Raw genomic sequence first — 26,783 nt, 5'->3', positions numbered from 1 at the left:
ATGGCTCGTACTGTCTCAACCAAACATAAGGTGGTCGTATCCGTCGCCGCCTGGGTGGTCGCGATCCTGATCTTCTTCCCGATCCTCTGGACGTTCCTGACGAGCTTCAAGACGGAGGGCGACGCCATCGCCTCGCCTCCGCAATTCCTCTTCTTCCATTGGACGCTGGAGAATTATTTCGAGGTGCAATCGCGCTCGAACTATTTCCTCCACTTCGGCAACTCGGTGCTCATCGCCTTCGGTTCGACGATCCTTGGTCTGATCGTCGCCGTTCCGGCGGCCTGGGCCATGGCTTTTTCGCCGACCAAGCGCACCAAGGACGTGCTGATGTGGATGCTGTCCACCAAGATGATGCCGCCGGTCGGCGCCTTCATCCCGATCTACCTGCTGTTCCAGGCATTCGGCCTGCTCAACAATCAGTTCGCCAGCCGCCTCGGCATGGTCGTCGTGCTGATGCTGATCAACCTGCCGATCATCGTGTGGATGCTCTATACCTACTTCAAGGAAATCCCCGGCGAGATCCTTGAAGCGGCCCGCATGGACGGCGCGTCGCTGGCCAAGGAGATCATCTATGTGCTGACGCCGATGGCGATCCCGGGCCTTGCCTCGACGATGCTTCTCAACATCATCCTCGCATGGAACGAGGCCTTCTGGACGCTGAATCTCTCCGCCGTGGACGCGGCGCCGCTCAGCACCTTCATCGCCTCCTATTCCAGCCCGGAAGGCTTGTTCTACGCCAAGCTTTCGGCGGCATCGACCATGGCGATCGCCCCGATCCTGATCCTCGGCTGGTTTTCGCAAAAACAACTCGTTCGCGGCCTCACCTTTGGCGCGGTTAAGTAAGGAAGAGAAACATGGGTAGCATTGTCCTTAAGAAGGTTTCTAAGGTCTTCGGCGAAGCCAAGGTCATCCCTTCCATCGACCTCGAAATCAATAACGGCGAGTTCGTCGTGTTCGTCGGCCCCTCCGGTTGCGGCAAGTCCACTCTGCTGCGTCTGATCGCCGGCCTCGAGGATGTCTCAAGCGGCCAGATTATGATCGACGGCAAGGACGGCACCAATCTGGCGCCGGCCCAGCGCGGCCTCGCCATGGTGTTCCAATCCTACGCGCTCTATCCGCACATGAGCGTTCGCAAGAACATCGCCTTTCCGCTCAAGATGGCGAACCTGCCGCAGGCGGAGATCGACAAAAAAGTGGCGGATGCGGCACGTGTTCTGAACCTGACGGACTATCTGGAACGCAAGCCGCGCCAGCTCTCCGGCGGTCAGCGCCAGCGCGTCGCCATCGGCCGTGCCATCGTACGTCAGCCCGCAGCCTTTCTGTTCGACGAGCCCTTGTCGAACCTCGATGCCGCATTGCGCGTCAACATGCGCCTCGAAATCAGCGAACTGCACAATCAGCTCAAGACGACAATGATCTACGTGACCCACGACCAGGTAGAGGCCATGACCATGGCCGACAAGATCGTCGTCCTGAACCGCGGCAATGTCGAACAGGTCGGTTCGCCGCTCGAGCTCTATCGTAACCCGCAGAACATCTTCGTTGCCGGCTTCATCGGCTCGCCGAAGATGAACTTCGTCACGGGCGCCTATGCCCAGAACCTTGGCGCCCACACGATCGGCGTCCGTCCGGAACACGTGCTGCTGTCGACCACCGAGGGTGACTGGCAGGGCAGGGTGAACGTCGCCGAACATCTCGGCTCCGACACCTTCCTGCATATCGATGCCGATGGCATCGGCACCATCACGGCTCGCGGAACCGGCGATTTCCCGGCACGCGCCGGCGATACCGTCTACGTGACTCCCGACAAATCCCGCATCCACCGGTTCAACGATAGGGGGCAGTCGATCTAAATCGCGCGCCCTCGCCATGTCCGGCCTCACGCGGCATGGCGAATACTATTAGACCTGGGCCACATCAGATGGGCTCAGGCCATCCTAGCCGGATAAGGCATTCCCAATCCATCCGGAGCAGAAGACCTTTCAGAAGGACTTGAGACATGACGTGCAAATTATCGCTCGCAACCCTTCAGGAGGCGGCTGCAACGGCTGCCATCCCGGCCTATGATCCAAAGTCGCTGTCGGCGGGCATCGTTCATTTCGGCGTGGGCAATTTCCATCGCGCCCATCAGGCGGTCTACCTCGACGACCTTTTCAATGTCGGCCAGAACCACGATTGGGCGATCATCGGCGCCGGCGTCCTGCCTTCGGACGCCGCCATGCGCGAGAAGCTCGCGGCTCAGAATTTCCTGACGACGGTGGTCGAACAGGACAATAATCGCACCGCTGCGCGTGTAACCGCGCCGATGATCGACATCCTGCCGGTCGGCGACGCCGCAGTCATCATCGCCAAGCTTGCCGATCCTTCGATCCGCATCGTCTCGATGACGATCACCGAAGGCGGCTATTTCATCGATGCTTCCGGCAAGTTCAATCCCGCCCATCCGGCCATCGTTGCCGACGGTCAGAATGCGGATGCGCCGAAGACGGTGTTCGGCCTGATCGTCGCCGGCCTCAAGGCCCGCCGCGCCGCCGGTCTGCAACCCTTTACCGTCATGTCCTGCGACAACATTCCCCACAATGGCGGTGTCACCAAAGCCGCCGTCGTCGGCACGGCGAAGCTTTCGGATCCCGCTTTTGCCGACTGGATCGCCGCCAACGTCGCCTTCCCGAACGGCATGGTCGACCGCATTACGCCCGCAACCGGCGCACGCGAGATCGATCTGCTCAAGGAATTCTTCGATATCGAGGACAACTGGCCGGTCTATTGCGAAGAGTTCAAGCAGTGGGTGCTGGAGGACAATTTTCCGGCAGGCCGTCCGGCGCTGGAAAAGGTCGGCGTTACTTTCGTGCCGGATGTTACGCCCTACGAGCATATGAAAATCCGCATCCTGAACGGCGGCCATGCGGCAATCGCCTATCCGGCGGCGCTGATGGACGTACATTTCGTGCACGAGGCCATGGAAGAGCCCTTGATCCGCGCTTACCTCGCCAAGCTCGAGAACGAAGAGATCATTCCCGTCATCCCGCCGGTGCCGAACACGGTGCTTGCCGATTATTTCAAGCTGATCGAGCGGCGCTTCTCCAATCCGAAGATTGCCGACACCATTCCGCGCTTGGCACAGGACGGTTCGAACCGGCAGCCGAAGTTCATCCTGCCGTCGACGGCCGATCGTTTGCGCCGCAAAGAGGATGTCGTGGGCCTGGCGCTGGTTTCGGCGCTGTGGTGCCGCTATTTCGCCGGCACCACCGACAGCGGCAAGGACATCGTTTTCAACGATGCCAGCGCCGACCGGCTACATGCCGCCGCGCTGAAGGCCAAGGACGACCCGGGCGCCTTCCTCGTCTTCGATGATATTTTCGGCGACGTCGCCAAATCGGATCTTTTCCGCAAGCGCTTTGCCCATGCATTAAAAACGCTGTGGGAAAAGGGGACCCGCGTTACCCTGCAGCTATACCTCGATAACAAACTCGCGGAATAACTGTCTATCGGCCGGGGCGTCCAAGTCCCGGCCGAATTTTTATGGCCAGGCCTGCGTTTGAAGAGGCGCGGCTCAACAGGGTTCGGGTTGGATCTGCGATGACTGGTGCGGAGAAGGGACTCGTAATCTTCGACTGCGATGGTGTGCTCGTCGACAGTGAACCGCTGTCCGTCAGCGTGCTCCTCCAGGCTATGCGTGATGTCGGCGTCGATATGAGCGAGGAGGACATCTACAGCCGCTTTCTCGGCAAGAGCCTCGCCACGCTCGTCGATACGCTGGAGACGGAGTTCGACGTCTTCATCGATCAGGATTTTCTCGATCGTATCCGCAATGACCTTTATGAACGCTTCCGGAACGAACTGAAGCCCATCGGCGGCATTGCCGAGACGCTGGACGCGCTGACCGTTCCGCGTTGCGTCGCCTCTTCCAGCCAGATAGAGCGCATCCGGTTGTCGCTCGGCGTTACCGGCCTGCTGGAGCGGCTGGAGCCGAATATTTTCAGCGCCAGCATGGTCAAGCGCGGCAAGCCGGCACCCGATCTCTTCCTCTATGCCGCCAAGCAGATGCAGGTCGCGCCGCAGGACTGTATCGTCATCGAAGACAGTCCGGCCGGGATCACGGCAGCGAGGGCGGCCGGCATGACGGTGTTCGCTTTCATCGGCGGCTCGCATGCTCATTCGCCGAGTTACCGGGCAGAACTGGAGCGGCTTTCCCCAGAAGTCGTGTTTGACGCAATGTCGGATTTGATACACCTTGTCCGCAATAAGCCATAAATGGACGGGGCCCATACTGAATGCGTGATCATGTGGTTGCGGTCGATATCGGCACTGGCAGCGCGCGCGCCGGCGTGTTCACATCCCGCGGTGCTCTGCTGGGTAAGGGCGAACATCCGATCATCATGAACCGCCCGCGTGAAAATCACGCCGAGCACGATTCTGAAAACATCTGGGCCGCTGTCTGCACAGCGGTGCGCGCCGCCGTTGCGGCCTCCGGCGTCGATATCTCCGTCATCGGCGCCATCGGCTTCGATGCCACCTGTTCGGTGGTGGTGCGCGACGCGGATGGCCAGCCGCTCACGATCTCGACCGGGGGCGAGGACCGGTTCGACACCATCGTCTGGCTCGATCACCGGGCGCTTGCCGAAGCGGATTTCTGCACGGCGACCAAGCATCAGGTTCTCGAACATACCGGTCACTTCATGTCGCCGGAAATGGAGATGCCGAAGCTGATGTGGCTGAAGCAAAATCTGCCGCAGAGCTGGGCAAAGGCCGGGTATTTCTTCGACCTCGCCGATTTCATGACCTGGAAGGCCACTGGTTCGCTTGCGCGCTCGCGCTGCACGCTGACGGCGAAATGGAATTATCTCGCGCACCGCGAACCCGGCTGGCAGACGGATTTCCTCAATGTGATCGGTCTTGGCGATCTGCGCGAACGCGGCAACCTGCCGGAAGAGACAACTCCGGTTGGGGAAAGCGTCGGCACGCTGACAGCGCAAGCGGCGGAGGCTTTGGGGCTCGACCGAGAATGTCATGTCGGCGCCGGCATGATCGATGCCTATGCGGGCGCGCTCGGCACGCTCGGCGGCCATGCCGGCGACCTCAACGCGCTGGAACACCAATTGGCGCTGATTGCCGGAACGTCGAGTTGCATCGTCTCTTTCTCGCGCGAACGCAAGCGCAGCACCGGCATGTGGGGCCCCTATTACGAAGCCGTGTTTCCGGACACCTGGCTGGTCGAAGCCGGGCAATCGGCGACCGGTGCGCTGCTCGATCATATCGTCGGCATGCATGCGGCCGGCGGCGAACCGACGGCGGCGCTGCACGACCGTATCGTGAGGCGCATCGCGGAGCTTCGCGCCGTCGAGGGCGATGCCTTTGGCGAGCGCATCCATGTGCTTCCGGATTTTCACGGCAACCGCTCGCCGCTTGCCGATCCGCATGCGGTCGGCGTCGTCAGCGGCCTGACGCTGGATGCATCCTTCGACGGCCTCTGCCGCCTCTACTGGCGCACCTGCGTCGGCGTCGCGCTCGGTCTCCGCCATATCCTCGAGAAGATGCATGACTACGGGTACGTGCCGGATACGCTGCATGTCGCCGGCGGCCACGTGAAGAATGCGGTTCTGATGGAACTTTATTCCGACATCACCGGCTGCAAGGTGGTCGTGCCGAAGATGAACGAGGCGGTGCTCTTGGGAACGGCGATCGCCGCTTCCGTCTCCTGCGGTCTTTACGACAGCCTCGCAACGGCCGGCGCGGCCATGTATCCCGGCGGTCACGAGCGCATGCCGGACAAGGGCAAGAAGACGCTTTATGATCGCGATTATCGGCGCTTTCTCGCGATGTATCGCCATCGCGCCGAGCTGGAGTCCATGGAATAAAAAACGCCGGAAGGACTTTCTGGCGTCCAAGCCATCGCTTGTCGACCATTATCGAAGGGGCGCGTGGGCAAACATGCCTTCCAGCTCTTCGATCCTGTGGATGCGGCTCTCCGCCTCTTCGCCGGCCGCATGAATGACGGCAACGGCCAGGAATTCCAACAGCGCCATCATTGCCGACAGGTTTTCGTGGTTGCCGGCGCGCAGCGGCGGCAGTGACAGCGTCATATTGGCGAATTCATGCGCCCATTCGGTATATTGGCTGGTGATCAGCAGCACCTTGTAGCCAGAGCGGCGGGCGGAGCGCGCAAGCAACCGCGAGGCGACGAAGCGAGGCGAATCGACGATCACCACCAATGCGTCGTTCGACTGATGGCCGAGCAGCTCGATATAGCTGCCATTGGAGCCGTCGAGGAACTGCACATGATCGCGTGCGAATGCGAGACGGTCGCAGAGATGGCGCCCGAGACTTGCGAGACTAAGATGCGCGGTGACGAAAACCTCGCTGGACGACAGGATCGTCGCGACCGCATCCAGCCAGTGCGGCTGGCTGGTGAGATTGTAGATATGCTGCAGCATCTCGACCTGCTCGGCGATCTGGCCGGCAATCGGGCGTCCCTCGTTGGCGTCCTTCTGCAACTGTTCCAGAACGTTCGGCAGTTGCAGCGTCACCGGGGTCACATTTTCCCGCAGGTGCACCTTGATGCCATCCAGGCCCTGATAGCCGAGCGACCGCAGAAAACGCCCGACAGTCATCGGGCTCAATTCCAGCCTGTCGGCGACGGAAGAGGCGGTTTCAAAGGGCAACTCGTTCAAGTGTTCGGAGAAATACTTGGCGATTCGACGCTCGGCGGGAGTGCCTGTTTTGATATATTGTCTAAGCTTCTGGCCAAGGTCTTCCAAATGTTGCGCCTCGCTGACGGTCTATCCTAAGCGTGATCGCGCCGAATGCGGAAACAATCGGAGTGCTTGCAGATTTTGGATGACCGCTAATCATGTTAGGTTGTTGTTTTTCATATGAAACCCACAATATATTAGTGCGTACTTGATTACAACAATTCAAATGGGTGAGGGTTATTACGCGGCCGGCGGGAATATATTGATATATCTGCAATTACTACTTACATATCCGGCCGCGACTAACGGGATATCGGACGAATGATCATCCATGCCGCGCGTCTTTCCGTCGCCAATCTCTTTGCAGCCGAGACGCGCAAGGTTTTTTGGAAAGTCCTCGGGCTCACATTGCTGGCGCTTATCGCTCTCTGGTTTGCGCTGCGCAGCAGCTTCATCGCCTTCGTATTGCCGTGGTTACAAAGCGTCATGCCGCCCGTACCGGATTGGACGAGCTGGCTCACCTTTCTTCTCGCCGTTCTGGCGGGCCTTGTTTTGGCGCTAGGCTTGGCGTTGCTGATCTCACCGGTTACGGCACTGATCGCAGGGCTCTTTCTCGACGATGTCGCTGAGGTGGTGGAGAAGAGGGATTATCCGGCCGATGCGCCGGGAAAAGCGCTGCCATTTGTGCCGGCGATGAAGAGTTCGCTGAAATTCCTCGGCATCGTTGTCGTGGGCAACATCATCGCGCTGCTTCTGCTTTTCATTCCCGGCGTCAATCTCGTCGCCTTCTTCCTGGTCAACGGCTATTTGCTTGGCCGGGAGTTCTTCGAATTTGCCGCCATGCGCTTCCGGCCGCCGGAAGAGGCACGACGGTTTCGCAGCAAATATGCCTTCACCGTTTTCCTTGCCGGTCTGGTGATCGCCGCCTTCCTCGCCATTCCCCTGGTCAACCTTTTGACGCCGCTGTTTGCCGCGGGGATGATGGTGCACTTGCACAAGCTTCTTTCTCAGAAGGAAGCGGCTCGTCGCGGCTGAAAATTGCAGATATAGGACGATTGCAGCTCTAATCGGCGGCGCCGACCAATTGCGGCGGTAGCTCGACCAATGGCGCGGGGATATCCCAGGTCTTTTCCGGCGAGCGACAGAGATCGGCGATAACGCAGCGTTCGCATTCCGGCTTGCGCGCCTTGCAGACATAGCGCCCGTGCAGGATCAGCCAGTGATGCGCGTGGTAGAGGTATTTGTCAGGGATTACCTTCATCAGCCGCTGTTCGACCTCGTCCGGCGTCTTGCCAGGCGCAAGCCGCAGGCGATTGGCGATGCGGAAAATATGGGTGTCGACGGCGAGCGTTGCCTGGCCGAAGGCCATGGAGAGCACGACATTGGCGGTCTTGCGGCCGACGCCGGGCAGCGTGATCAGCTCTTCGCGCGTCTGCGGCACCTCGCCGTCGAAATCCCGGATCAATTTCTCCGACAATGCCACGACGTTCTTCGCCTTGTTGCGGTAGAGGCCGATCGTCTTGATGTAGTCGCGGATGCGATCTTCGCCGAGATCGAGCATCTTCTGTGGCGTATCGGCGACGGCAAAGAGAGCGCGGGTTGCCTTGTTGACGCCGACATCGGTTGCCTGCGCCGACAAGGCCACGGCAACCACCAGCGTGAAGGGATTGACATGCTCTAGCTCCCCCTTCGGCTCAGGCCGCTGGATGGAAAAACGACGAAAGATCTCGTCCAGATCCGCCTTGGAATAGGGGCTTTTAAAAGCCGACTTGCGGCTTGCGGCCGTATTTGACTTTTTCACGTTTTGCGCGCTGGATTTGGTCTTGGGGTTTGCCATGAACGACCTATACTCAAGTCCTATGACCGAACGCAACGCCGATACTGACATCGATAGCAACAAGCCGGTCTTCGCCGCCGAACTGTTTCCTCATCGCTCCCTGGGGCGACGGGGATTCAAGGTGATGCTGACGCTGGCGGGAGCGTTCTGCCTGATCTATGGCATCTTGTTCGTCATCCGTGGTGCATGGCCGATCGGCGTCTTCTTCGGGGCGGATTTCACCCTGCTCTATGGCGCCTTCTGGCTGAATTACCGCTCTGGCAGGGTGCGGGAGGAGGTGACGGTGTCGCGCACCGACGTTTCGATCCGCAAATTCTCGCCCTCGGGCCGCATGGTCGAACACCGTTTCAATCCGTTCTGGACACGTTTCCTTGTCCGCCGGCACAGTGAAATCGGTGTTGTCTCGATGCATGTCCGCGATCGAAGCCATCACACCGATGTCGGCTCTTTTCTCAATCCGGAGGACCGGGAGAGCTTTGCGAAGGCTTTCAAACGCGCCCTCGCAACGGTGACGCAGCGGATATAAGCGTCCAGGCAAGAAACGGGTGGTTTTACCCTTCTCTTCGTGGTGTTCTCCTTTTTAAGGAGAAAGATTATGAATGCTATCGCACAGTTGAAGACAGACATCACCCCGGAAGGACCGGACTACGACACCGTCCGCCGGGTGATCGAGTTCATCACCGAGGACTATCGCGATCAGCCGTCATTGGAAACGATCGCCGAACGACTCGGACAATCGCCCACTCAATTGCAGAAGACCTTCACCCGTTGGGCCGGATTGTCGCCCAAGGCCTTCCTGCAGGCCGTAACGCTCGACCATGCCAAGCGGCTGCTGCGCGAGGAAGACCTGCCTTTGCTGGAAACCTCGTTCGAAGTGGGTCTTTCCGGACCAAGCCGGCTGCACGATCTCTTCGTCACGCATGAGGCGATGTCGCCCGGCGAATGGAAGGCGAAGGGCGGCGGGCTTATCATCCGCTATGGGTTCCATATCTCGCCCTTCGGCCTAGCGCTGATCATGGTCACAGACCGCGGTCTTGCCGGCCTTGCCTTTAGCGATTCCGGCGACGAGAAGGCTTGCCTGGAGGATATGACCTGCCGTTGGCCGAATGCGCAATATGCCGAGGACCTGCAGGCGACCATGCCCTATGCGGCGCGGATTTTCGAGCCATCGAAATGGTCGAGCGAACAGCCGCTGCGCGTCGTGCTGATCGGCACGGATTTCCAGGTGCGGGTCTGGGAAAGCCTGTTGAAGATCCCGATGGGCCGGGCAGTTACCTATTCCGATATCGCCAAAGACATCGGCCAGCCGACGGCGATGCGCGCGGTCGGCGCCGCCGTCGGCCGCAACCCCGTTTCTTTCGTCGTTCCCTGTCACCGCGCGCTCGGCAAGAACGGCGATCTGACCGGCTATCATTGGGGCCTGACGCGCAAGCGGGCTATGTTGGGCTGGGAGGCGGGGAAGGCTTGAGGGGGCTCTGCCTTCTCCTCGCCGGGGGTGAAGGCAGGAGTCAAGCTGCCTTTGCCATCGCCATCTGCAACAGTTCCCTTGCGGCGCTTTCGTCCGTGATCAGCGTGTTGCAACCGATGCGCTTGATGGTGGCGCGGATCGCAAGGGCGCGGTGCGCGCCGCCGGAGGACAGAACGATGTGCTTGGCCTTCTTTAGGGTGTCGAGATCGACCGACATGACGCGCTTGTTGATCGGATGATCGACGGAATTGCCCTCGGCATCGAGGAAATTGAACATGGTATCGCAGACGCAGCCCGCCTCGATCAACTGATCCAGCACCTGCTTCGAGATGAAGCCTTCCGACAGCGAGGTGGAACGGGGGCCGATATCGCCGCAACTGACGATGGCGAGATCGAGGCTTTCGGCCAGGCGGTAGATCGCCTCCAGACCGCATTTTTCAATCAGATTGCGCTTGGTCTCAATGGAATCGACCAAAAGCGGTGCCAGGAACATGTAGCATTCCGCGCCGAGTTGGCTCGCCAAACGCCAGGTATAGTCGATGGGATTGGTCTGCTGGACAGCGACGATGCCACCGAGCAGCGAAACCACTTTGCAATTGTCGCGGCGTGGCGGGCGAAAGCTTGCGAGCGAAGCCGTCATCGTCCGGCCCCAGCCGACGCCGATCGTATAATTGTCGGGGATCGCCTCGGTCAGGAACTGGCCGAGCGCCAGGCCAACGCTTTTTGCCTGCGCGTCGACGTCTCCGCCTGCGGGCGAAGGAACGACGATCGCCTCGTCCAGCCCATAGGCACGTTCCAGCTTGATCGCGAGTTCGACGCAATCGTCGATGCCTTCATTGATCCAGATCTGCACTTCGCTGCGACGCATCGCCTCGTCCAGCAGACGGATCACAGTGGTGCGGCTGATGCCGAGCTGCTCGGCAACATCCTTCTGCGTCAGACCCTGATTGTAATAGAGCCAGGCAGCGCGCAGCCTCAGAGACGCCGTCTCGGAATAGGCGGTGTGTGTCCCACGTCTGAGTTTGGCCACAGGTCCTCCGGCAAGATTTCTGCACGCCCTTTTTGTTTTAATGATCGCAAACGACAAAGGTTGCGGCGATCGTGCATGACGGGGCGAGCAAGATCAGCTTCTATTGCCGATATTCTATGGCTTGAAACTTATGTCAATTGAAATGCACAAATGTCCTTGACTTTTCGCTGCGAGATTGATGATAGTCGCCGTGAGGAAGTCGGTCTTTGTCCAGTCGAGGAGGGCAATGTGCGAGTGCTGCGCCGTGGATGCGTCTGGCCAAGCAGGGAGCCATATAGGGCGCTCGGTTTCGGCGGAAAGCCTGTCTTCGGCAATTGCTTCTTCGCGGCTTTGACCGTTCACCGGAAAATGGAACTTTCGCGCTTTTTCTCCCGTTACCGAGGCATAGGAGAAGGAACGGCGCAATCCGCTTGCAGTCTTCGTGTCGTCCATCGAACCGGACGGAATTCGCCGGTCAATATCTCTCAATTCAATGGGCCAATTCAACAAGGATACGTATCATGACATCCAAGCTTGACCAACTTCGCGCTATGACGACGGTCGTGGCCGATACCGGCGATATCGAGGCGGTTGCCCGCCTGAAGCCGGTCGACTGCACGACCAATCCGACCATCGTCCTGAAGGCGCTCGGCACGCCGATGTTTGCCGACGCGATCAAGGAAGCCGTCGCCTGGGGCAAGAAGCAGGGTGGTACGCCGGACGCCGTTGCCGCTGCCGTCGCCGACCGCCTGGCAATCTCCGTTGGCGCCGCTCTCTCCGGCCTCGTTCCCGGCCGCGTCTCGACGGAAGTCGACGCCGATCTCTCCTTCAACACCGAAGGTTCGATCGCCAAGGCCCGCTCCATCATCGCTGCCTACAAGGAACGCGGCATCGGCCATGACCGCATCCTGATCAAACTCGCATCCACCTGGGAAGGCATTCGCGCCGCCGAAGTCCTGCAGAAGGAAGGCATCGACTGCAACCTGACGCTGCTCTTCAGCAAGGCCCAGGCCGTTGCCTGCGCCGACGCCAAGGTTTTCCTGATCTCGCCCTTCGTCGGCCGCATCCTCGACTGGTACAAGAAGTCGACCGGCAAGGAGTTCACGCCAGAAGAAGATCCGGGCGTTATTTCTGTTCGCGAGATCTACAATTACTACAAGGCCAATGACATCAAGACGATCGTCATGGGCGCCTCCTTCCGCAGCGCCGGCGAAATCGAAGCGCTGGCCGGCTGCGATCGCCTGACGATCAGCCCCAACCTGCTTGACGAACTCGCCAAGGATGAAGGCAAGCTGGAGCGCAAGCTCTCGCCGGAAAACAAGACTTCCGTCTCCAAGATCGCCGTCGATGAACGGACCTTCCGCTGGATGATGAACGAAGATGCGATGGCAACCGAAAAGCTCGCCGAAGGCATTCGCGCCTTCGCCAAGGATCTGGTCGCCCTTCGCACCATGGTCGGCAAGGAACTGCAGCTCGCCGCTGCCTAATGCGAGGTTGCTTCTCTTTTTGAAGAGGGCCGTTGTTTAAGAGGGTGCCGCAGAGATGCGGCGCCCTTTTTTTGTTTCGGATGATAGGGCGGAAAAGCCTACCCAATAAATTCCGCCCCGATCTTCTCCGATTGACCACCGATCGTCGGCGCCGCAAAGCTGTTCTTGCTCCTGACACCGTCGACGCGGATCGGGTTTGCCGTTGTGCGAACGGAGGTGCCGTCGTCGCGGGTTACCGTCTGCAGCATGTCGAGCTGGCGGAAGGCAGCGCTTTGCAGCAGTTTCGGCCAGTCCAGCACCTCCGCGGCCCAGATATCGGCGGGCTCCAGGATGGCGAGCCATTCCCTCACCGTCTTCTCGTGCAGGCGGGCAGCGATCAGGCTCTTGATCTCGTCGCGGCGGGAGAAGGCCTCGTCCGGCGTATAATCGGCAAGCGCCGGAAGCTCGAAGAGCGGCGCCAGATTCGCCAATGGCATCATGGCCAGCGCCAGCCAGCCATCGGCGCAATGATAGACGCCGTAAGGAGCCGAGAGATAGGCGTGGGCATTGCGCACGGAGGATTTCTTCGGCAGGCGGCCGCCGTCGTTCAGATGGGTGGTCAGTACCTCGAACTGGAAATCGATCATCGCTTCCAGCAGGCTGGTTTCGACATGGACGCCCTGACCGGTGACGCCGCGCCGCACGAGGCCGGCGAGAATGCCCTGGACGATGAGATTGCCGGCCAGCATGTCGGCGACCGCGAGGCCGAAGGGCACGGGGCCGTCGTCGGCTTCACCGTTCAGCCACATGGCGCCGGAGCGGGCCTGGGCAAGCAGGTCTTGACCGGGGAAATGCCGCCATTCGTTATCGGGCCCGTAGCCGGTGATGCTGCCATAGACGATGCGGGGATTGATCTTCGCGACCGTGACGTAGTCGAGACCCAGGCGGTCGATGACCCCGGGGCGGAAATTCTGGATGATGACGTCGGCCTTTGCGATCAGCACGCGCAGGTCCTGCAGGTCACCTTCGTCCTTCATATTGATGGCAACGCTTTCCTTGCCGCGATTGATCGCGTGGAAGAGCGTCGAGTCGCCGCCAATCTCGGTGTCGCTGAGATAAAGCCGGCGGCAGAGATCGCCTCCATCGGGACGCTCGATCTTGATCACACGCGCGCCGAGATCGCCAAGCCGCAGCGCGGCCATCGGTCCGGCCAGAAATTGGCTCATATCGAGCACCGTGATGCCGTCGAGCAGGCCGCCATTATTGCCTTCGATCATCTCAGCCCTTCAACTCCGGAGCGTCCGCGGGCCGGCCGTCCTTGTAGCGCACCGTCTGGATATGCTCGCAATAGAGCACCAGCTCGCCTTCGCCCTTGAAGACTTCGTAGGAAGAGCGGATCAGGCCGAGATCCTTATATTTCGGCTGCTTATCGAGATTGGTGCGGATGGTGTAGATCGTGTCGCCGATGAAAGTTGGCTTGATGAAGCGCAGCTTGTCGTAGCCATAGGAAAAGGCGTTGATGCAATTGGTAGCGACGAGGCCGAGGCCGGCGGAGAAGACGAAGGCGCCGGCGACGAGGCGCTTGCCGAACAGACCTTCCGTCTCCGCAAAGATCTGGTCGCTGACATAGGGATGCATATCGAGCACGAGGGCGTTAAACTGCTGGGATTCGCCTTCGGAGATCGTCCGCCGCAGCGAGCGGATCTTGTGGCCGATCTCGAAGTCTTCATAGAACCAGTTTTCCGAGTTCCAGACGGGAATATCGGCATGATCCGCCGGCATGGTCTTGGGGTGGGTGCTGGAAATGCCGACGGTGGCGATCATGGCGTTGGCTTTCGGTGGAAACGCGCCGGTCTCAGAGAGACCAGAGGCGCTTGGCGTTAAGATGATAGAGCCGATTGCGTTCGTCGGCGCTTACGCCTTGCATCGAGGCATGGGTGGCGGCGACCCAGGTGGAGAGATTGCCAGCGAGCGTGCAGACCGGCCAATCGCTGCCCCAGATGACGCGATCCCAGCCGAAGCTTGTGATGCAGTGTTCGACGAAGGGACGCAGTGTTTCCGGCGACCAGTTATCGGGATCGGCATAGGCAACGACACCGGAGATCTTCACGGTGACATTCGGCCGTTTGGCAACCTCACTGATCCCAGACGACCAGCTTTCGCTCAATCCATCCTTTACTGCCGGCACGCCGCAATGATCGAGCACGAAGCGGATGTTGGGATTGAGGTCGATTAGCGCGATCGCCTGGGAAATCTGATGCGGGAGCACGCATAGATCGAAGGTGAGCCGTGTATTGTTGAGCCGCCTCAAATTTTCGCGGAAAAGTGCGCCTTCGGAAACGTCGTCAGGTACGACATGCAGCACCCGGCGGAAGCCTTTTACGAAGGGGTCGGCGAGCACGCGTTCGAGATAGGTGGGAAAGCCGGCATCTTCCGGACGGCAGGCGGCGATCGCGCCGCGCAGCAGGCTGCCGGGCTCACGGCTCAGACCTTTGACATAGTCGGTCTCGCGTTCGATATCCTCTTCGGCGACATCAACTTCCATGTGAAGCGTGTCGGTGATGCCGAGGCGCTTGGCTTCGCGCGCATAGTCCTCATAGAGGCTGTCGCGATTGAGCGCACCGGCGCCAGCCAGCCAGGGATAGGCGAGCTTTTTTCGGTCGACGATATGCAAGTGGCTGTCGAAAAGCATGGTGTTCCTCCCATACCTGCTTGCTCAACATATACTCACATAAGAATAGTTTATTCAAATAAAAATTACAATTCGGCCTTGTCGACCGTTCCGGCGACGGTTTCGGAGATATCCTTGGCCGCTTCCCGCACATATGCGACGACCTGTTCGCGTGTCGGTGCCTTCTGGTTCACGGGCTCGATATAGGGGCAGGTCAGCGCTGCCAGCGCATTGCCGTCCATCGCCAGGATTGGTGCGGAAATATTGTGAACACCGCTCGTCTGCAGACTGTTCATGGTTTCGAAGCCCTTCTCGCGGATTGCCGAGAGCTTTTCCTCAAGATCGGCCGGCGGCTCCTCGGCGTCCTGTTCCTGGCGCCTCTGCTCATTGATCATCATCTGGCGCTGTTTTTCATCCTTGAATGCCAGAAGAATGTGGCCGGAGCCGGTATTATACAAATTGATCTGGGCACCGACCCGGATCGAGATGCCCCAATAGGTCGGCGAATCCTGCTGGGCGATGACCACGACCGAGCCGCGGTCGAAAATCGCCAGATGGCAGGCTTGCTCGGCGCGGTTGGAGAATTCGCGCATCAGCGGCGTGGCAAAGGAAACAAGCCGGCGCACCGGCGCGTGGTAGTGCGCCAGGCCGAAGAGCTTGAGGGTCAGATAAAAGCGATCGCCGTCCTGACGCTGTACATAGCCACGCCGGACCAGGCGATCGAGCATACGGTAGAATTCGTTCGGGCTTTTGCCGAGCGCCTTGGCGATTTCGGCCTGCGTCAGGCCGCCGTCGATCCGCGCCAGCAGCTCCAGAATATCGAGGCCTTTGTCCAGCGCCGGCGCGCGGTATCGATCGCTATCGTCTTCTACACTCATAGGGGCCTCACCAGAGAAATATGATTCATCATTCATATATGAATGAAAGCGATTTGCAAGCGCCTGTGATCCCGCTTGACGGTCAGTGAATAAGGTGTTTACATATAAATCATTGATCCATATTTGGATCGTGAGGTGATCGGGCGGAGTGTCCGGTCCTTTAGGGAGGAAATTCAATGAGGAATTTGAAGGCCGGTCTTGCCGCCGGCGTATTGGCATTGCTCGCGAGTTCCGCGGCCTTTGCCGCCGACCTGCCCGGCAAGTTCCCGGGCGTGACGATCGACGCCAAGCTGATCGGCGGCCAGCAATACGAGCCGCTTTATGGGCGCATTTCCGAGTGGGAGAAGGAGACCGGCGCCAAGGTCAACATCCTCTCCAAGAAGAACCACTTCGAGCTCGACAAGGAAATCAAGTCGGACATGGCGTCGGGCGATATTTCCTGGTGCGTCGGCTCGAACCATTCGTCCTTCGCCCCCCAGTATCCCGACCTCTATACTGACCTCGGCAAGCTGCTGCCGAAGGAAGAGATCGCCAAGTTCGTCGATTCGACCATCGAGGCATCGACCATCGACGGCCGGCTAGTCATGCTGCCGCGCGCTCAGTTCGACGTTTCGGCACTCTACTATCAGAAGAGCCTCTACAATGATGAGGCCAAGAAGACGGCGTTCAAGACCAAGTACGGCTACGACCTGGCGCCGCCGAAGACCTGGAAGGAAGTGTCAGACCAGGCAACCTTCTTCGCCAATCCGCCGAACTTCTTCGGCACGCAGTTCCCCGGCAAGGAAGAGGCGATCAACGGCCGCTTCTATGAAATGCTTGTCGCCGAAGGCGGCGAATATCTCGATAAGGACGGCAAGCCGGCCTTCAATTCCGAAGCCGGCGTGCGCGCGCTCGACTGGTTCGTGAACATGTACAAGGCGAAGGCCGTTCCGGCCGGCACGACGAACTACCTGTGGGACGATCTCGGCGCCGGTTTTGCGTCGGGCACCGTTGCGCTCGATCTCGATTGGCCGGGCTGGGCGACCTACTTCAACGATCCGAAGTCCTCGAAGATCGCCGGCAATGTCGGCGTCGTCGTGCAGCCTGTCGGTTCGGCCGGCAAGCACACCGGCTGGTCCGGCCATCACGGCTTCTCCGTGACGGAAGCGTGCAAGAACAAGGATGCCGCCGCCTCGCTCGTCTGGTTCCTGACCAACGACGATTCGCAGAAGCTCGAAGCCGCCAATGGCACGCTCCCGACCCGCAAGGCCGTCTGGGAATGGGACATCCAACAGGCTGCATCCGATCCTTACAAGAAGGAAGTGCTCAGCACTTTCCAGGAATCGATGAAGTATGCCTTCCCGGTTCCGCGCACGCCGCAATGGATCGAGATTTCCAACGTCGTCTATCCTGAGCTTCAGGCCGCCATCCTCGGCGACAAGACCTCCAAGGAAGCGCTCGACACGGCCGCACAAAAGGCAACCGACGTCCTGAAGGACGCCGGCGCGCTCTGATCGCCGCAATCAAACTCCCGCATCCGGCAGAGGGTGCGGGAGTTGTTTGAAAAATAGTATGACCTGCGCCTTTAGGGGCCGGTCTGTCCGGCCGGCTGTGACGCCGGCCTCTCGGCCCCATGCAATCGCATTCCACGCAGTCCGGGCCATGCTGCTGAGGAATGCCGACAGGTGCAAACCATGTATAAGAAAATATCTCCACCGGTCCTGCTGCTTCTTCCGGCGATCATCGTGCTTGTGGCGGTGGTGCTGTTTCCGTTGCTTCTGTCCTTCTATTCCAGCTTCACGCCGTTCCGCCTGACGCGCCCGGCGACGCTCTTCACCTTCATCGGCTTGCGGAATTATACCCGCATTCTCACCGATCCGGTTTTCCTGGCCGCCTTCGTGCGCACCGTGGTGCTGCTGACCATCGCGCTCAATCTGGAAATGCTGCTCGGCCTCTGCCTGGCGCTTCTGGTCAACAAGGCGACTTACGGCAAGCGTGTGCTGCGCACGCTGATGATGTTTCCGATGATGTTTTCGCCAGTGCTCGTCGGCTTCCAGTTCAAATTCATGTTCAACGACAATGTCGGCATCATCAACAATGCCCTGCAATCCCTGGGCATAACCAATAGTGCCATCCCCTGGCTGATCGATGGCAATCTGGCGCTGTTGTCGATCGTCATCGCCGAAATCTGGTCGTCGACATCGGTTTTCGCCATCCTCATCCTCGCTGGTCTGCTCGCCATGCCGCAGGAGCCGGTGGAGGCAGCGAAAGTCGACGGCTGCACGAGCTGGCAGACTTTTCGTTATGTCACCTGGCCGTTCCTGATGCCATTCGCCTTTATCGCCATGACGATCCGCTCGCTCGACGTTGCCCGCGCCTACGACATCGTCAAGATCATGACGGATGGCGGCCCGGCGCGCCGCACCGAGCTGATCTGGACGCTCGTCGGGCGCACGGCCTATGCCGATGCGCAGATGGGACTCGCCAACGCCATGGCCTATGTCTCGATCATCCTGTCGATCGCCTTCACAGTCTATTTCTTCCGTAAGCTGGCGCTTGCCCGCACCCAGATCGGAGCGGAGTGGTAATCATGGATCGCAACGCTGAACAACGCATGCGCCGCCGCATCGGAAAAGTCGCTTATCTCATCGGCCTTTTCATCGCGATGCTCATCATCTGCCTGCCGGGCTTCTGGATCATCCTCAGCTCGCTGCGGCCCACGGTCGAGATCATGGCGAAGCCGCCGGTCTGGATCCCGCAGGAGCTGTCGCTCGACGCCTATCGCGCCATGTTTGGTGGCGCGGGGCAAGGCGGTATTCCCGTCTGGGATTATTTCCGCAATTCGCTGGTGATCTCCGTCACGTCCACTGTCATTGCGTTGATCATCGGCATGTCCGGGGGCTATGCCTTCGCGCGCTTCCGCTTCACCGGCAAATCCGCGGTTTTCCTCGGCCTGATGCTGACGCGCTCCGTGCCCGGCGTGGCGTTGTCGCTGCCGCTGTTCATGGTCTATGCGCGGCTCGGCATCATCGACACGCATTTCGGCCTGATCCTCACCTATGTCGCGCTGAATGTGCCCTTCACCATCTGGCTGATCGACGGCTTCTTCCGGCAGGTGCCGAAGGATCTCGCCGAAGCCGCGCAGATCGACGGCTGCACGCGCTGGCAAGCCTTCTGGCAGGTGGAGTTTCCGCTTGCCGGCCCCGGCATCGCATCCGCCGGCATCTTCGCCTTCCTCACCTGCTGGAACGAATATGCATTGGCCTCGCAGCTCACGCGCTCCGTCGATTCCAAGACACTCCCGGTCGGGCTGCTCGACTATACGGCGGAATTCACCATCGACTGGCGCGGCATGTGCGCTCTCGCGGTGGTGATGATCGTTCCGGCGCTCGCTCTCACCTTCATTATTCAGAAGCATCTGGTGTCGGGTCTGACATTCGGTGCGGTCAAAGGTTGAACTCCATGGCTCAGGTTACGCTCAAAAAACTCGTCAAGCGCTATGGCGCCCTGGAAATCGTCCATGGGATCGATCTCGATATCAGGGACAAGGAATTCATCGCCCTTGTCGGGCCTTCCGGCTGCGGCAAGTCGACGACGCTGCGCATGATCGCCGGCCTTGAGGATATCTCCGATGGCGCCATCATGATCGGAGATATCGTCGTCAACGATCTACCGCCGCGTGATCGCAACATTTCCATGGTGTTCCAGTCCTACGCGCTCTATCCGCATATGACCGTGCGCGAGAACATGGGCTTCTCGCTGAAGATCGCCAAGCAGCCGCAGGCGGAAATCGACCAGCGCGTCAACGAAGCGGCCGCGATCCTAAGCCTGGAAGCGTTGATGGACCGTCGCCCGGCACAGCTTTCCGGCGGCCAGCGCCAGCGCGTTGCCATGGGCCGCGCCATCGTCCGCCAGCCGGAAGTCTTCCTCTTCGACGAGCCGCTGTCGAACCTCGACGCCAAGCTGCGTACGCAGATGCGCACCGAGATCAAGAAGCTGCATGCCAAGGTGCAGTCGACGGTGATCTACGTCACCCATGACCAGGTGGAAGCGATGACGCTTGCCGACCGCATCGTCATCATGCGCGATGGCTACATCGAGCAAGTCGGCACGCCGGATGAAGTGTTCAAGCGGCCGGCCACGCGCTTCGTCGCCGGCTTCATCGGCTCGCCGCCGATGAATATCGAGGAGGCAACGGTTTCGGCCGGCGCGCTGGTGTTCAAGAATGGCGACAAGCTGCCGCTGCCGGGGCAATTTGCGGATCGGGTCAGAGATGGCGAAAAGGTTGCCTTCGGCCTACGCCCGGACGATATTTTCCCGAGCGGCCATGGCCTTCATTCCGGCGCCGAGGCCGCGGTGCATGAGGTGACGTTGCCCGTCGCCATCACCGAGCCTCTCGGCAATGAAACCCTGGTCTTCGTCGAATTCGCCGGCCGCGAATGGGTGTCGCGTATGCTCAATCCGCGCGGATTGAAGAGCGGCGAACAATTGAAAATGAGCTTCGACCTCAGCCAGGCGCATCTCTTCTCCGCCGAGACCGGCAAGAGCCTGGCGATCTGAGCGGGGGAGGCAAGCACATGGCCCGCATCGAGAAAATTGAGCTGCGCATGGTCGACCTGCCGCCGAAGGTCAAGCGGACGGATGCGATCCAGAGCTTTGTCAGCCAGGAGACGCCGATCGTCACTATCACCGATTCCGACGGCGCCGTCGGTACCGGCTACAGTTACACGATCGGCACCGGCGGTTCCTCCGTCATGCGGCTGCTGTCGGACCATCTCGTGCCGCTGCTGATCGGCGAGGATGCCGATTGCATCGAGGCGATCTGGCACAAAATGGAATTCGCGACCCATGCGACGACCATCGGCGCCATTACCGCGCTGGCGCTCGCCGCCATCGACACGGCGCTTTGGGATCTGCGCGCCAAGAAGCAGAAGCTGCCGCTCTGGAAGCTTGCCGGCGGCGCCAAGGATCGGTGCCCGCTCTACACGACCGAGGGAGGCTGGCTGCACATCGAGAAGGAGGCTTTGGTCGAGGATGCCTTGCAGGCGAAAGCCAAGGGTTTTTCTGGCTCGAAGGTGAAAATAGGCAAGCCGCATGGGTCCGAGGATTACGACCGGCTTTCCGCCATGCGTCTGGCGCTTGGGATGGGTTTCGAGATCATGACCGACTGTAACCAGGGCTTTACGGTCGATGAGGTCATCCGCCGTGCTGCAAGGTTGAGGGAGCTCGATCTCGCCTGGATCGAGGAGCCGCTGCCATCAGACGATCTCGATGGCCATATTCGCCTGACGCGCTCGACGCCGACGCCAATCGCCGTCGGCGAATCCATGTATTCGATCCGGCATTTCCGCGAATATATGCAGAAGGGCGCCTGCTCGATCGTCCAAGTCGACGTTGCCCGTATCGGCGGCATCACGCCTTGGCTGAAGGTGGCACATGCGGCGGAAGCCTTCGATATTCCGGTCTGCCCGCATTTCCTGATGGAGCTGCATGTCAGCCTCGTCTGCGCCGTGCCGAACGGGAAATATGTCGAATATATCCCGCAGCTCGACGACCTCACCACCAAGGGCATGGAGATCATCGACGGCAAGGCAATCGCACCCTCCGAGCCCGGTATCGGCATCGCCTGGGATTGGGAAGCGGTGAAGGCACGCTCGATCGGCGAATTCACACGGGAAATCCACGGCTGAAGGAGGAATATGCCATGCAGCGGATGGGGATGGTGATCGGCCTGGAGCCGTCGAAGATCGAGGAATACAAGCGCCTGCATGCGGCCGTCTGGCCCGAGATCCTGGCGCTGATCTCCGAGTGCAACATCACCAACTATTCGATCTTCCTGAAGGAGCCGGAGAATCTGCTCTTCGGCTATTGGGAATATGTCGGGACGGACTTCGCAGCCGATATGGCCAAGATGGCCGCAAGCCCGAAAAACCAGGAATGGTGGTCCGTTTGCATCCCCTGCCAGAAGCCGCTCGAGACCCGCAAGGAGGGCGAGTGGTGGGCCATGATGGAGGAGGTGTTTCATCATGACTGAGATGAGGCTTCTCACCTTCTCCCCAGCGGGGAGAAGGACGCGCGGAGCGCGGGTTGAGGGGACGTTATCGGGTGAATTTCGCCTTTTGCTTTCAGCTCAATGCAGCTCCGAATATGCCGTGGCACCCCCTCATCCGACCCTTCGGGCCACCTTCTGCCCGAGGGGAGAAGGCAAGGTTGCCGCCAACGCCGGAGATATCCAATGACCTTCGATCCCAAATCTCTCCGCCAATGGTGGCCGAAGCCGTCGAATCCCCGCCCGATCGTCATTTTTGGTGCCGGCAGCATCGTCGGCGACGCGCATCTGCCGGCCTACAACAAGGCGGGCTTCCCGGTCGCCGGTCTCTATGATCCGAATGCCGATAAGGCAGCGGAGTTGGCGGCCCAATGGGGCATTTGCGCCTTTGCATCCGAGGCCGAGGCGTTTGCCGTCGAAGGTGCGATCTTCGATCTGGCAACTCCGCCGGCTGCCCATACCGCTATCCTTGCCAAGCTGCCGCGCGGCTCTTTTGCCCTGATCCAGAAGCCGATGGGCACCGATCTGACTGCGGCGACGGAAATTCTCCGGGTATGCCGCGAGCGCGACATCAAGGCGGCTGTCAATTTCCAGCTTCGGTTCGCACCGATGATGCTGGCGCTCTATGATGCTGTCGATAAAGGCTATCTCGGCGAGGTCGTCGATTTCGACGCCTGGCTGGCGCTTGCAACGCCGTGGGGGCTCTGGCCTTTCCTGAAAGGCCTACCGCGGATCGAGATTGCCATGCACTCGATCCACTATCTCGATTTCATTCGCGGCCTGCTCGGCAATCCCAAGGGGGTGCATGCCAAGACGATCGGCCATCCGAACCATGAGGTGGCGCAGACGCGCACGGCGGCGATCCTCGACTATGGCGACAAGGTGCGCTGTGTGCTCTCGGTCAACCACGACCATGAATTCGGCCGCAAGTTCCAGGCCTGCGAGTTCCGCATCTCCGGTACCAAGGGTGCGGCCTATATCAAGCTCGGGGTCAATCTCGACTATCCGCGCGGCGAGCCGGACGAACTGTGGATTCGCCCGACCGGCGGCAGCGAGTGGGTCGAGGTGAAGCTTGAAGGCGCCTGGTTCCCGGATGCCTTCGTCAACCGTATGGCCAATCTGCAGCGTTTTGCTTCGGGCGAGGATCAGACATTGGTCGGCTCCGTCGAGGATGGCTGGCAGACCATGGCGCTGGTTGAGGCCGCCTATCAATCGAGCGCTGAGCCGGCAACGCCGATCGCCGGACTTCCAAAGGTGTAAGCGATGGCCGAACAGACGATCTACTTCGAAGACTATGAGCCCGGCCACGTCCGCATAACGACCGGACGGACGATTACCGAAACTGATTTCGTTGTCCATGCCGGCCACACCGGCGATTTCTTTCCGCATCATATGGACGCGGAATTCGCCAAGACCTTGCCTGGCGGTCAGCGCATTGCCCACGGCACGATGATCTTCTCGATCGGCGTCGGGCTGACGGCCTCACTCATCAATCCCGTCGCCTTTTCCTATGGCTACGACCGGCTGCGGTTCATTCGCCCTGTGCATATCGGCGACACGATCCGTACGCGGGTGACGATATCGGCGAAAGAGGACGATCCGAAGCGCCCGGCGTCCGGCCGCGTTGTCGAGCGTTGCGAGGTGCTGAACCAGCGCGACGAGGTCGTCCTCGCCGCCGACCATATTCTGATCGTCGATCGCAAAGCGGCAAACTGAGAGAGAATGATGGTGACACTCAAGGGAATGACTTGGTCGCATCCGCGCGGCTACGATCCGATGGTGGCATGCTCGGCCATCTGGAAGGAAAAGACCGGCGTCGAGGTCGTCTGGGAGAAGCGCTCGCTGCAGGATTTCGAGACCTTTCCGGTGGAGGAGCTTGCGGCCTCCTATGATCTGATCGTCATCGACCATCCGCATGTCGGCCAGATCACGCGGGAGAATTGTCTGCTGCCGCTCGACGATGCCGACCATGCCGGTGAACTTGCCACAATCGCCGCCGGCACTGTCGGACGCTCCTATCCGAGCTACAACTGGCAGGGTCGGCAGTGGGGATTCCCGATCGATGCGGCAACGCAGGTTCAGGCTTACCGGCCGGATCGGTTGAGTGGGCCGATCACCGATCTTGCCGAGATCGTATCGCTCGCGGCCAAGGGCAGAGCGATCCTGCCGATGCGGCCGCCGCATTCGCTGATGACCTTTTTCACGCTTGCGGCGCATCTCGGCATACCTTGCAGCGTCGAAGGACCCGAGTGCATCGCCAGGGCGGATGGAGAAGCCGTGTTCGACTGGATGGCACGGCTCGTCGCTGGCATGGATGCCAAATGTGACGACATGGACCCGATAGCTGTCTTCGATCTGATGGGTGAGCTGGATTGCCCCTATGACGTCGTTCCCTTCGCCTATGGCTATGTCAGCTATTCCTTTGCCGGATTCCGACCGGCGCGCTTAGCCTTTGCCGACATGCCCGTGATCGATGGCCGCGCGCCCAAAGGCTCAGCGCTCGGCGGCACGGGTATCGCCGTTTCGGCCCGGACGCAGGTGCCGGAGGAGGCCAAGGCCTTTGCACGCTGGATTGCCAGCGGGCCGGTGCAGGCGGGCGCCTACGCCAGCGGCAATGGCCAGCCCGGCCATGCCGACGCCTGGGGCAGCGATAGCGTTAACGGGCCGGCGCTCGATTTTTACCGCAATACGCGCGCGACGTTGGAGGGCGCCTATGTCCGGCCGCGTCATGACGGCTACATGGCTTTCCAGAGCGAGGCTTCCAACATTATTACCAATGGACTGCGCACCGCCGCGCGGCATACAGTCCTCATCGACAAGCTCAACCAGCTCTTCGCGCAATCGTTCGAAAGCTAGGGCAGGCGGCTCTAGCTGTTTGTTTTCGCATGATCTTATCCGCAAGCAACCACGCATTTTCGCTTCGTGGCTTTCGGTCCCGGGATCATGCCCTGGAGGAAAGGATCAGGATTATGGGTCACGGATTGGAAGGCAAGAAGGTCGTCATCACGGCGGCGGGACAGGGGATTGGCCGCGCGACGGCTGAGCGCTTCATCTCGCTCGGGGCGCATGTATATGCCACCGACATCAACGAGCAGACGCTTTCGACGCTGGAAGGCGCCAGCAAGCATGTGCTGAACGTGCTCGACAGCGCCGCGGTCAAGGCATATGCCGACGAACTCGGTCCGATTGACGTGCTCTTCAATTGCGCCGGCTTCGTGCATGCCGGCACCATCCTAGACTGCGAGGAGAAGGATTGGGATTTCTCCTTCAATCTCAATGCCAAGGCGATGTACACGACTTGCCGCACCTTCCTGCCGGGCATGCTCGAAAAGGGCAAAGGCTCGATCGTCAACATGTCCTCGGTCGCCTCCAGTGTGAAGGGCGTACCGAATCGCTTCGCCTACTGCGCCTCCAAGGCAGCGGTGATCGGCCTCACCAAGTCGATCGCCGCCGATTTCGTCGCCAAGGGTATCCGCGTCAATGCCATTTGCCCCGGCACGGTCGACAGCCCCTCGCTGCATGAGCGCCTGCGCGCCACCGGCGATTATGAGAAGGCGATGAAGGACTTCATCGCCCGCCAGCCGATGGGCCGCATCGCGACTGCCGAGGAGATCGCTGCCCTGGTGACCTATCTCGCCGGCGACGAGGCGGGTTTCACCACCGGTCAGATCCATGTCATCGACGGTGGCTGGACGGCTTGAACTAGCGTCTTCTCCAAGCGCGGAGGCCTCGCATTGCGGGGCCTCTTTTTGTTTGCCACCTACGTCAGAGAATCTATATCTGATGGATATTTAGTGAATGGAGAGCGGCATGCGCATGGACGGACAGCAGCATCGTTCCAGGACCGCCATGCTGTTGCACAAGCATCAGGTGATTCTGGTCAGCGTCGCGGCCGGCATCGTATGTTTCCTACTTCTGACCTCGCGCGCATTCAATCCGAGCAACTTGCTCGCTGCCTGGGATGCCACCGCCATCGTCTATATCGTATTCAGCCTGTACCGGATGCTAACATCCGATGTGCATCGCATCCGCAAGCGTTCGGCCGATCTCGATTTTTCGGATGCCGTTCTGCTGTTCCTGTCCATCGCGGCCGCAGTCGCCAGTGTTGGCGGCATCGCTCTGGAACTGCTCGGCGTCAAGGAGGCGCCGCCGCAGGTAGCGCTTTTCCGTGCATTGATGGCGATCGTAACGATCCTGATTTCCTGGGTGTTCCTGCACATGCTTTTTACGGTCCACTATGCGCACCGCTTCTATCGCGGTTCGGGCAAGGGGCAGGGGTTGAAGTTCGCGGAGCCGGTAGAGGAGCCCATCTATTGGGACTTCCTCTATTTCTCCTTCACCATCGGCGTCGCCGCCCAGACAGCCGATATCGGCGTCTCCTCAGTCAGCATGCGCAAGCTGGTACTGCTGCACGCCATCCTGTCTTTCCTGTTCAACACGACGATCCTGGCGCTTGCGATCAATGTCGGGGCGAGCTTGGTGTAGCCCGCCCGCCGAAGCATCGTTGATATCTCGTCGGTTTAGAGCACCGCGTTACCGGCCATCACTGCCATGATCAGGAACACCAGGAAGACGATCAGGAAGAGCGCGAAAAGCACGCGGGCGATCGTCGCCGTTGCGGCCGAGACGCCGGAAAAGCCGAAAAAGCCGGCTATCAACGAAATCACGAAGAATATCAGAGCCCATTTCAGCATTAGAAAATCTCCTCTGCGTTGCGCCTAATGAAGACGCAGA

At 60.1% G+C, this 26,783-nt stretch carries 29 protein-coding genes; 20 read left to right on the top strand and 9 right to left on the bottom strand.

The window, feature by feature from the left end:
- From QA648_RS13750 to QA648_RS13730, 5 genes are all read left to right on the top strand, one after another.
- The gene (locus tag QA648_RS13750) at window positions 1–843 is read left to right on the top strand and encodes a carbohydrate ABC transporter permease (protein WP_104824373.1); all 843 of its coding nucleotides are present in this window, start codon (window positions 1–3) and stop codon (window positions 841–843) included.
- A gap of 11 nt (window positions 844–854) precedes the next feature.
- Complete coding sequence (locus tag QA648_RS13745) at window positions 855–1,853, top strand: ABC transporter ATP-binding protein (RefSeq protein WP_283047506.1); 999 nt, start codon at window positions 855–857, stop codon at window positions 1,851–1,853.
- A gap of 146 nt (window positions 1,854–1,999) precedes the next feature.
- Complete coding sequence (locus QA648_RS13740) at window positions 2,000–3,481, top strand: mannitol dehydrogenase family protein (RefSeq protein WP_104824371.1); 1,482 nt, start codon at window positions 2,000–2,002, stop codon at window positions 3,479–3,481.
- Window positions 3,482–3,579: 98 nt separating this feature from the next.
- A complete protein-coding gene (locus QA648_RS13735; protein WP_104824370.1) occupies window positions 3,580–4,254 on the top strand; it encodes an HAD family hydrolase in 675 nt (224 codons plus the stop codon).
- 20 nt (window positions 4,255–4,274) lie between these two features.
- Window positions 4,275–5,858: an FGGY-family carbohydrate kinase gene (locus QA648_RS13730; protein WP_283047503.1), complete on the top strand. Its 1,584-nt coding sequence runs from the start codon at window positions 4,275–4,277 to the stop codon at window positions 5,856–5,858.
- A 48-nt stretch (window positions 5,859–5,906) separates the two neighbouring features.
- On the opposite strand, the gene QA648_RS13725 is transcribed toward QA648_RS13730, so the two are convergent.
- On the bottom strand, window positions 5,907–6,758 hold the full coding sequence (locus QA648_RS13725) for a MurR/RpiR family transcriptional regulator (RefSeq protein WP_104824368.1): 852 nt from the start codon (window positions 6,756–6,758) through the stop codon (window positions 5,907–5,909).
- Between the two features lie 255 nt (window positions 6,759–7,013).
- On the opposite strand from QA648_RS13725, the gene QA648_RS13720 reads away from it, so the two are divergent.
- Window positions 7,014–7,727: a sulfate transporter family protein gene (locus QA648_RS13720; RefSeq protein ID WP_104824367.1), complete on the top strand. Its 714-nt coding sequence runs from the start codon at window positions 7,014–7,016 to the stop codon at window positions 7,725–7,727.
- Between the two features lie 28 nt (window positions 7,728–7,755).
- Here the strand turns inward: QA648_RS13720 and nth are convergent, their stop codons facing one another.
- Window positions 7,756–8,553 carry an endonuclease III gene (gene nth / locus QA648_RS13715; protein ID WP_283051341.1) on the bottom strand — a complete coding sequence of 266 codons (798 nt, stop codon included), beginning with the start codon at window positions 8,551–8,553 and terminating at the stop codon, window positions 7,756–7,758.
- On the opposite strand from nth, the gene QA648_RS13710 reads away from it, so the two are divergent.
- On the top strand, window positions 8,552–9,055 hold the full coding sequence (locus tag QA648_RS13710; protein ID WP_283047499.1) for a DUF2244 domain-containing protein: 504 nt from the start codon (window positions 8,552–8,554) through the stop codon (window positions 9,053–9,055). The two genes, nth and QA648_RS13710, sit on opposite strands and share 2 nt — an antisense overlap.
- Before the next feature lie 69 nt (window positions 9,056–9,124).
- Window positions 9,125–9,997, top strand: coding sequence for a bifunctional helix-turn-helix domain-containing protein/methylated-DNA--[protein]-cysteine S-methyltransferase (locus QA648_RS13705; protein ID WP_283047497.1), 873 nt, complete (start codon window positions 9,125–9,127; stop codon window positions 9,995–9,997).
- Window positions 9,998–10,037: 40 nt separating this feature from the next.
- Here QA648_RS13705 and QA648_RS13700 read toward each other — a convergent pair whose 3' ends face one another.
- Both QA648_RS13700 and QA648_RS13695 read right to left on the bottom strand, forming a co-directional pair.
- On the bottom strand, window positions 10,038–11,027 hold the full coding sequence (locus QA648_RS13700) for a sugar-binding transcriptional regulator (RefSeq protein WP_283047495.1): 990 nt from the start codon (window positions 11,025–11,027) through the stop codon (window positions 10,038–10,040).
- A gap of 114 nt (window positions 11,028–11,141) precedes the next feature.
- Window positions 11,142–11,516 (bottom strand): hypothetical protein, encoded by a 375-nt coding sequence (locus tag QA648_RS13695; RefSeq protein ID WP_283047493.1) that lies wholly within the window; start codon window positions 11,514–11,516, stop codon window positions 11,142–11,144.
- A gap of 11 nt (window positions 11,517–11,527) precedes the next feature.
- On the opposite strand from QA648_RS13695, the gene tal reads away from it, so the two are divergent.
- Window positions 11,528–12,493, top strand: coding sequence for a transaldolase (gene tal, locus QA648_RS13690; RefSeq protein ID WP_104824362.1), 966 nt, complete (start codon window positions 11,528–11,530; stop codon window positions 12,491–12,493).
- A gap of 98 nt (window positions 12,494–12,591) precedes the next feature.
- On the opposite strand, the gene QA648_RS13685 is transcribed toward tal, so the two are convergent.
- From QA648_RS13685 to QA648_RS13670, 4 genes are all read right to left on the bottom strand, one after another.
- Window positions 12,592–13,749, bottom strand: coding sequence for a CaiB/BaiF CoA-transferase family protein (locus QA648_RS13685; protein ID WP_283047491.1), 1,158 nt, complete (start codon window positions 13,747–13,749; stop codon window positions 12,592–12,594).
- Between the two features lies 1 nt (window position 13,750).
- Window positions 13,751–14,296 (bottom strand): MaoC family dehydratase, encoded by a 546-nt coding sequence (locus QA648_RS13680; RefSeq protein ID WP_283047489.1) that lies wholly within the window; start codon window positions 14,294–14,296, stop codon window positions 13,751–13,753.
- Between the two features lie 31 nt (window positions 14,297–14,327).
- Window positions 14,328–15,164, bottom strand: coding sequence for an amidohydrolase (locus tag QA648_RS13675; protein WP_283047487.1), 837 nt, complete (start codon window positions 15,162–15,164; stop codon window positions 14,328–14,330).
- 65 nt (window positions 15,165–15,229) lie between these two features.
- Window positions 15,230–16,021, bottom strand: a complete 792-nt coding sequence (locus QA648_RS13670; RefSeq protein WP_283047485.1) for an IclR family transcriptional regulator — start codon at window positions 16,019–16,021, stop codon at window positions 15,230–15,232.
- A gap of 176 nt (window positions 16,022–16,197) precedes the next feature.
- Between QA648_RS13670 and QA648_RS13665 the strand changes: the two genes are divergently transcribed.
- The 11 genes from QA648_RS13665 (at window position 16,198) to QA648_RS13615 (ending at window position 26,534) form a co-directional block, all read left to right on the top strand.
- A complete protein-coding gene (locus QA648_RS13665) occupies window positions 16,198–17,514 on the top strand; it encodes a sugar ABC transporter substrate-binding protein (protein WP_104824357.1) in 1,317 nt (438 codons plus the stop codon).
- A 180-nt stretch (window positions 17,515–17,694) separates the two neighbouring features.
- Window positions 17,695–18,588 carry a sugar ABC transporter permease gene (locus tag QA648_RS13660; protein ID WP_104824356.1) on the top strand — a complete coding sequence of 298 codons (894 nt, stop codon included), beginning with the start codon at window positions 17,695–17,697 and terminating at the stop codon, window positions 18,586–18,588.
- A gap of 2 nt (window positions 18,589–18,590) precedes the next feature.
- On the top strand, window positions 18,591–19,457 hold the full coding sequence (locus QA648_RS13655; protein ID WP_104824355.1) for a carbohydrate ABC transporter permease: 867 nt from the start codon (window positions 18,591–18,593) through the stop codon (window positions 19,455–19,457).
- Window positions 19,458–19,462: 5 nt separating this feature from the next.
- Window positions 19,463–20,560 carry a sn-glycerol-3-phosphate ABC transporter ATP-binding protein UgpC gene (gene ugpC / locus QA648_RS13650; protein ID WP_283047482.1) on the top strand — a complete coding sequence of 366 codons (1,098 nt, stop codon included), beginning with the start codon at window positions 19,463–19,465 and terminating at the stop codon, window positions 20,558–20,560.
- A gap of 17 nt (window positions 20,561–20,577) precedes the next feature.
- Window positions 20,578–21,690, top strand: a complete 1,113-nt coding sequence (locus QA648_RS13645; protein ID WP_283047481.1) for a mandelate racemase/muconate lactonizing enzyme family protein — start codon at window positions 20,578–20,580, stop codon at window positions 21,688–21,690.
- Between the two features lie 14 nt (window positions 21,691–21,704).
- Window positions 21,705–22,034, top strand: a complete 330-nt coding sequence (locus QA648_RS13640; protein ID WP_283047479.1) for an L-rhamnose mutarotase — start codon at window positions 21,705–21,707, stop codon at window positions 22,032–22,034.
- Between the two features lie 201 nt (window positions 22,035–22,235).
- Window positions 22,236–23,309, top strand: coding sequence for a Gfo/Idh/MocA family oxidoreductase (locus QA648_RS13635; protein ID WP_283047478.1), 1,074 nt, complete (start codon window positions 22,236–22,238; stop codon window positions 23,307–23,309).
- Window positions 23,310–23,312: 3 nt separating this feature from the next.
- Window positions 23,313–23,765, top strand: a complete 453-nt coding sequence (locus QA648_RS13630) for a MaoC/PaaZ C-terminal domain-containing protein (RefSeq protein ID WP_283047477.1) — start codon at window positions 23,313–23,315, stop codon at window positions 23,763–23,765.
- Between the two features lie 6 nt (window positions 23,766–23,771).
- Entirely contained in the window at window positions 23,772–24,905 is a 1,134-nt protein-coding gene (locus tag QA648_RS13625; protein ID WP_283047476.1) for an extracellular solute-binding protein, read from the top strand.
- Between the two features lie 113 nt (window positions 24,906–25,018).
- A complete protein-coding gene (locus tag QA648_RS13620; RefSeq protein ID WP_104824348.1) occupies window positions 25,019–25,750 on the top strand; it encodes an SDR family oxidoreductase in 732 nt (243 codons plus the stop codon).
- Window positions 25,751–25,859: 109 nt separating this feature from the next.
- The gene (locus QA648_RS13615; protein WP_283047475.1) at window positions 25,860–26,534 is read left to right on the top strand and encodes a DUF1345 domain-containing protein; all 675 of its coding nucleotides are present in this window, start codon (window positions 25,860–25,862) and stop codon (window positions 26,532–26,534) included.
- A 35-nt stretch (window positions 26,535–26,569) separates the two neighbouring features.
- Here the strand turns inward: QA648_RS13615 and QA648_RS13610 are convergent, their stop codons facing one another.
- Window positions 26,570–26,743 carry a DUF1328 domain-containing protein gene (locus QA648_RS13610; protein WP_104824347.1) on the bottom strand — a complete coding sequence of 58 codons (174 nt, stop codon included), beginning with the start codon at window positions 26,741–26,743 and terminating at the stop codon, window positions 26,570–26,572.
- Window positions 26,744–26,783: the final 40 nt, after the last annotated feature.

The organism is Rhizobium sp. CB3171 (genome assembly GCF_029714265.1).
Taxonomy (GTDB): domain Bacteria; phylum Pseudomonadota; class Alphaproteobacteria; order Rhizobiales; family Rhizobiaceae; genus Rhizobium.
The sequence above is the reverse complement of the archived record's forward strand: the minus strand, read 5'-3'. Positions and strand labels throughout refer to the sequence as shown.

Bases quoted from the DNA above. Each gene is read 5' to 3' on its own strand.
- QA648_RS13750 (WP_104824373.1), top strand. From the start codon at position 1: ATGGCTCGTACTGTCTCAACCAAACATAAGGTGGTCGTATCCGTCGCC.
- QA648_RS13745 (WP_283047506.1), top strand. From the start codon at position 855: ATGGGTAGCATTGTCCTTAAGAAGGTTTCTAAGGTCTTCGGCGAAGCC.
- QA648_RS13740 (WP_104824371.1), top strand. From the start codon at position 2,000: ATGACGTGCAAATTATCGCTCGCAACCCTTCAGGAGGCGGCTGCAACG.
- QA648_RS13735 (WP_104824370.1), top strand. From the start codon at position 3,580: ATGACTGGTGCGGAGAAGGGACTCGTAATCTTCGACTGCGATGGTGTG.
- QA648_RS13730 (WP_283047503.1), top strand. From the start codon at position 4,275: ATGCGTGATCATGTGGTTGCGGTCGATATCGGCACTGGCAGCGCGCGC.
- QA648_RS13720 (WP_104824367.1), top strand. From the start codon at position 7,014: ATGATCATCCATGCCGCGCGTCTTTCCGTCGCCAATCTCTTTGCAGCC.
- QA648_RS13710 (WP_283047499.1), top strand. From the start codon at position 8,552: ATGACCGAACGCAACGCCGATACTGACATCGATAGCAACAAGCCGGTC.
- QA648_RS13705 (WP_283047497.1), top strand. From the start codon at position 9,125: ATGAATGCTATCGCACAGTTGAAGACAGACATCACCCCGGAAGGACCG.
- tal (WP_104824362.1), top strand. From the start codon at position 11,528: ATGACATCCAAGCTTGACCAACTTCGCGCTATGACGACGGTCGTGGCC.
- QA648_RS13685 (WP_283047491.1), bottom strand. From the start codon at position 13,749: ATGATCGAAGGCAATAATGGCGGCCTGCTCGACGGCATCACGGTGCTC.
- QA648_RS13680 (WP_283047489.1), bottom strand. From the start codon at position 14,296: ATGATCGCCACCGTCGGCATTTCCAGCACCCACCCCAAGACCATGCCG.
- QA648_RS13675 (WP_283047487.1), bottom strand. From the start codon at position 15,164: ATGCTTTTCGACAGCCACTTGCATATCGTCGACCGAAAAAAGCTCGCC.
- QA648_RS13670 (WP_283047485.1), bottom strand. From the start codon at position 16,021: ATGAGTGTAGAAGACGATAGCGATCGATACCGCGCGCCGGCGCTGGAC.
- QA648_RS13665 (WP_104824357.1), top strand. From the start codon at position 16,198: ATGAGGAATTTGAAGGCCGGTCTTGCCGCCGGCGTATTGGCATTGCTC.
- QA648_RS13660 (WP_104824356.1), top strand. From the start codon at position 17,695: ATGTATAAGAAAATATCTCCACCGGTCCTGCTGCTTCTTCCGGCGATC.
- QA648_RS13655 (WP_104824355.1), top strand. From the start codon at position 18,591: ATGGATCGCAACGCTGAACAACGCATGCGCCGCCGCATCGGAAAAGTC.
- ugpC (WP_283047482.1), top strand. From the start codon at position 19,463: ATGGCTCAGGTTACGCTCAAAAAACTCGTCAAGCGCTATGGCGCCCTG.
- QA648_RS13645 (WP_283047481.1), top strand. From the start codon at position 20,578: ATGGCCCGCATCGAGAAAATTGAGCTGCGCATGGTCGACCTGCCGCCG.
- QA648_RS13640 (WP_283047479.1), top strand. From the start codon at position 21,705: ATGCAGCGGATGGGGATGGTGATCGGCCTGGAGCCGTCGAAGATCGAG.
- QA648_RS13635 (WP_283047478.1), top strand. From the start codon at position 22,236: ATGACCTTCGATCCCAAATCTCTCCGCCAATGGTGGCCGAAGCCGTCG.
- QA648_RS13630 (WP_283047477.1), top strand. From the start codon at position 23,313: ATGGCCGAACAGACGATCTACTTCGAAGACTATGAGCCCGGCCACGTC.
- QA648_RS13625 (WP_283047476.1), top strand. From the start codon at position 23,772: ATGATGGTGACACTCAAGGGAATGACTTGGTCGCATCCGCGCGGCTAC.
- QA648_RS13620 (WP_104824348.1), top strand. From the start codon at position 25,019: ATGGGTCACGGATTGGAAGGCAAGAAGGTCGTCATCACGGCGGCGGGA.
- QA648_RS13615 (WP_283047475.1), top strand. From the start codon at position 25,860: ATGCGCATGGACGGACAGCAGCATCGTTCCAGGACCGCCATGCTGTTG.
- QA648_RS13610 (WP_104824347.1), bottom strand. From the start codon at position 26,743: ATGCTGAAATGGGCTCTGATATTCTTCGTGATTTCGTTGATAGCCGGC.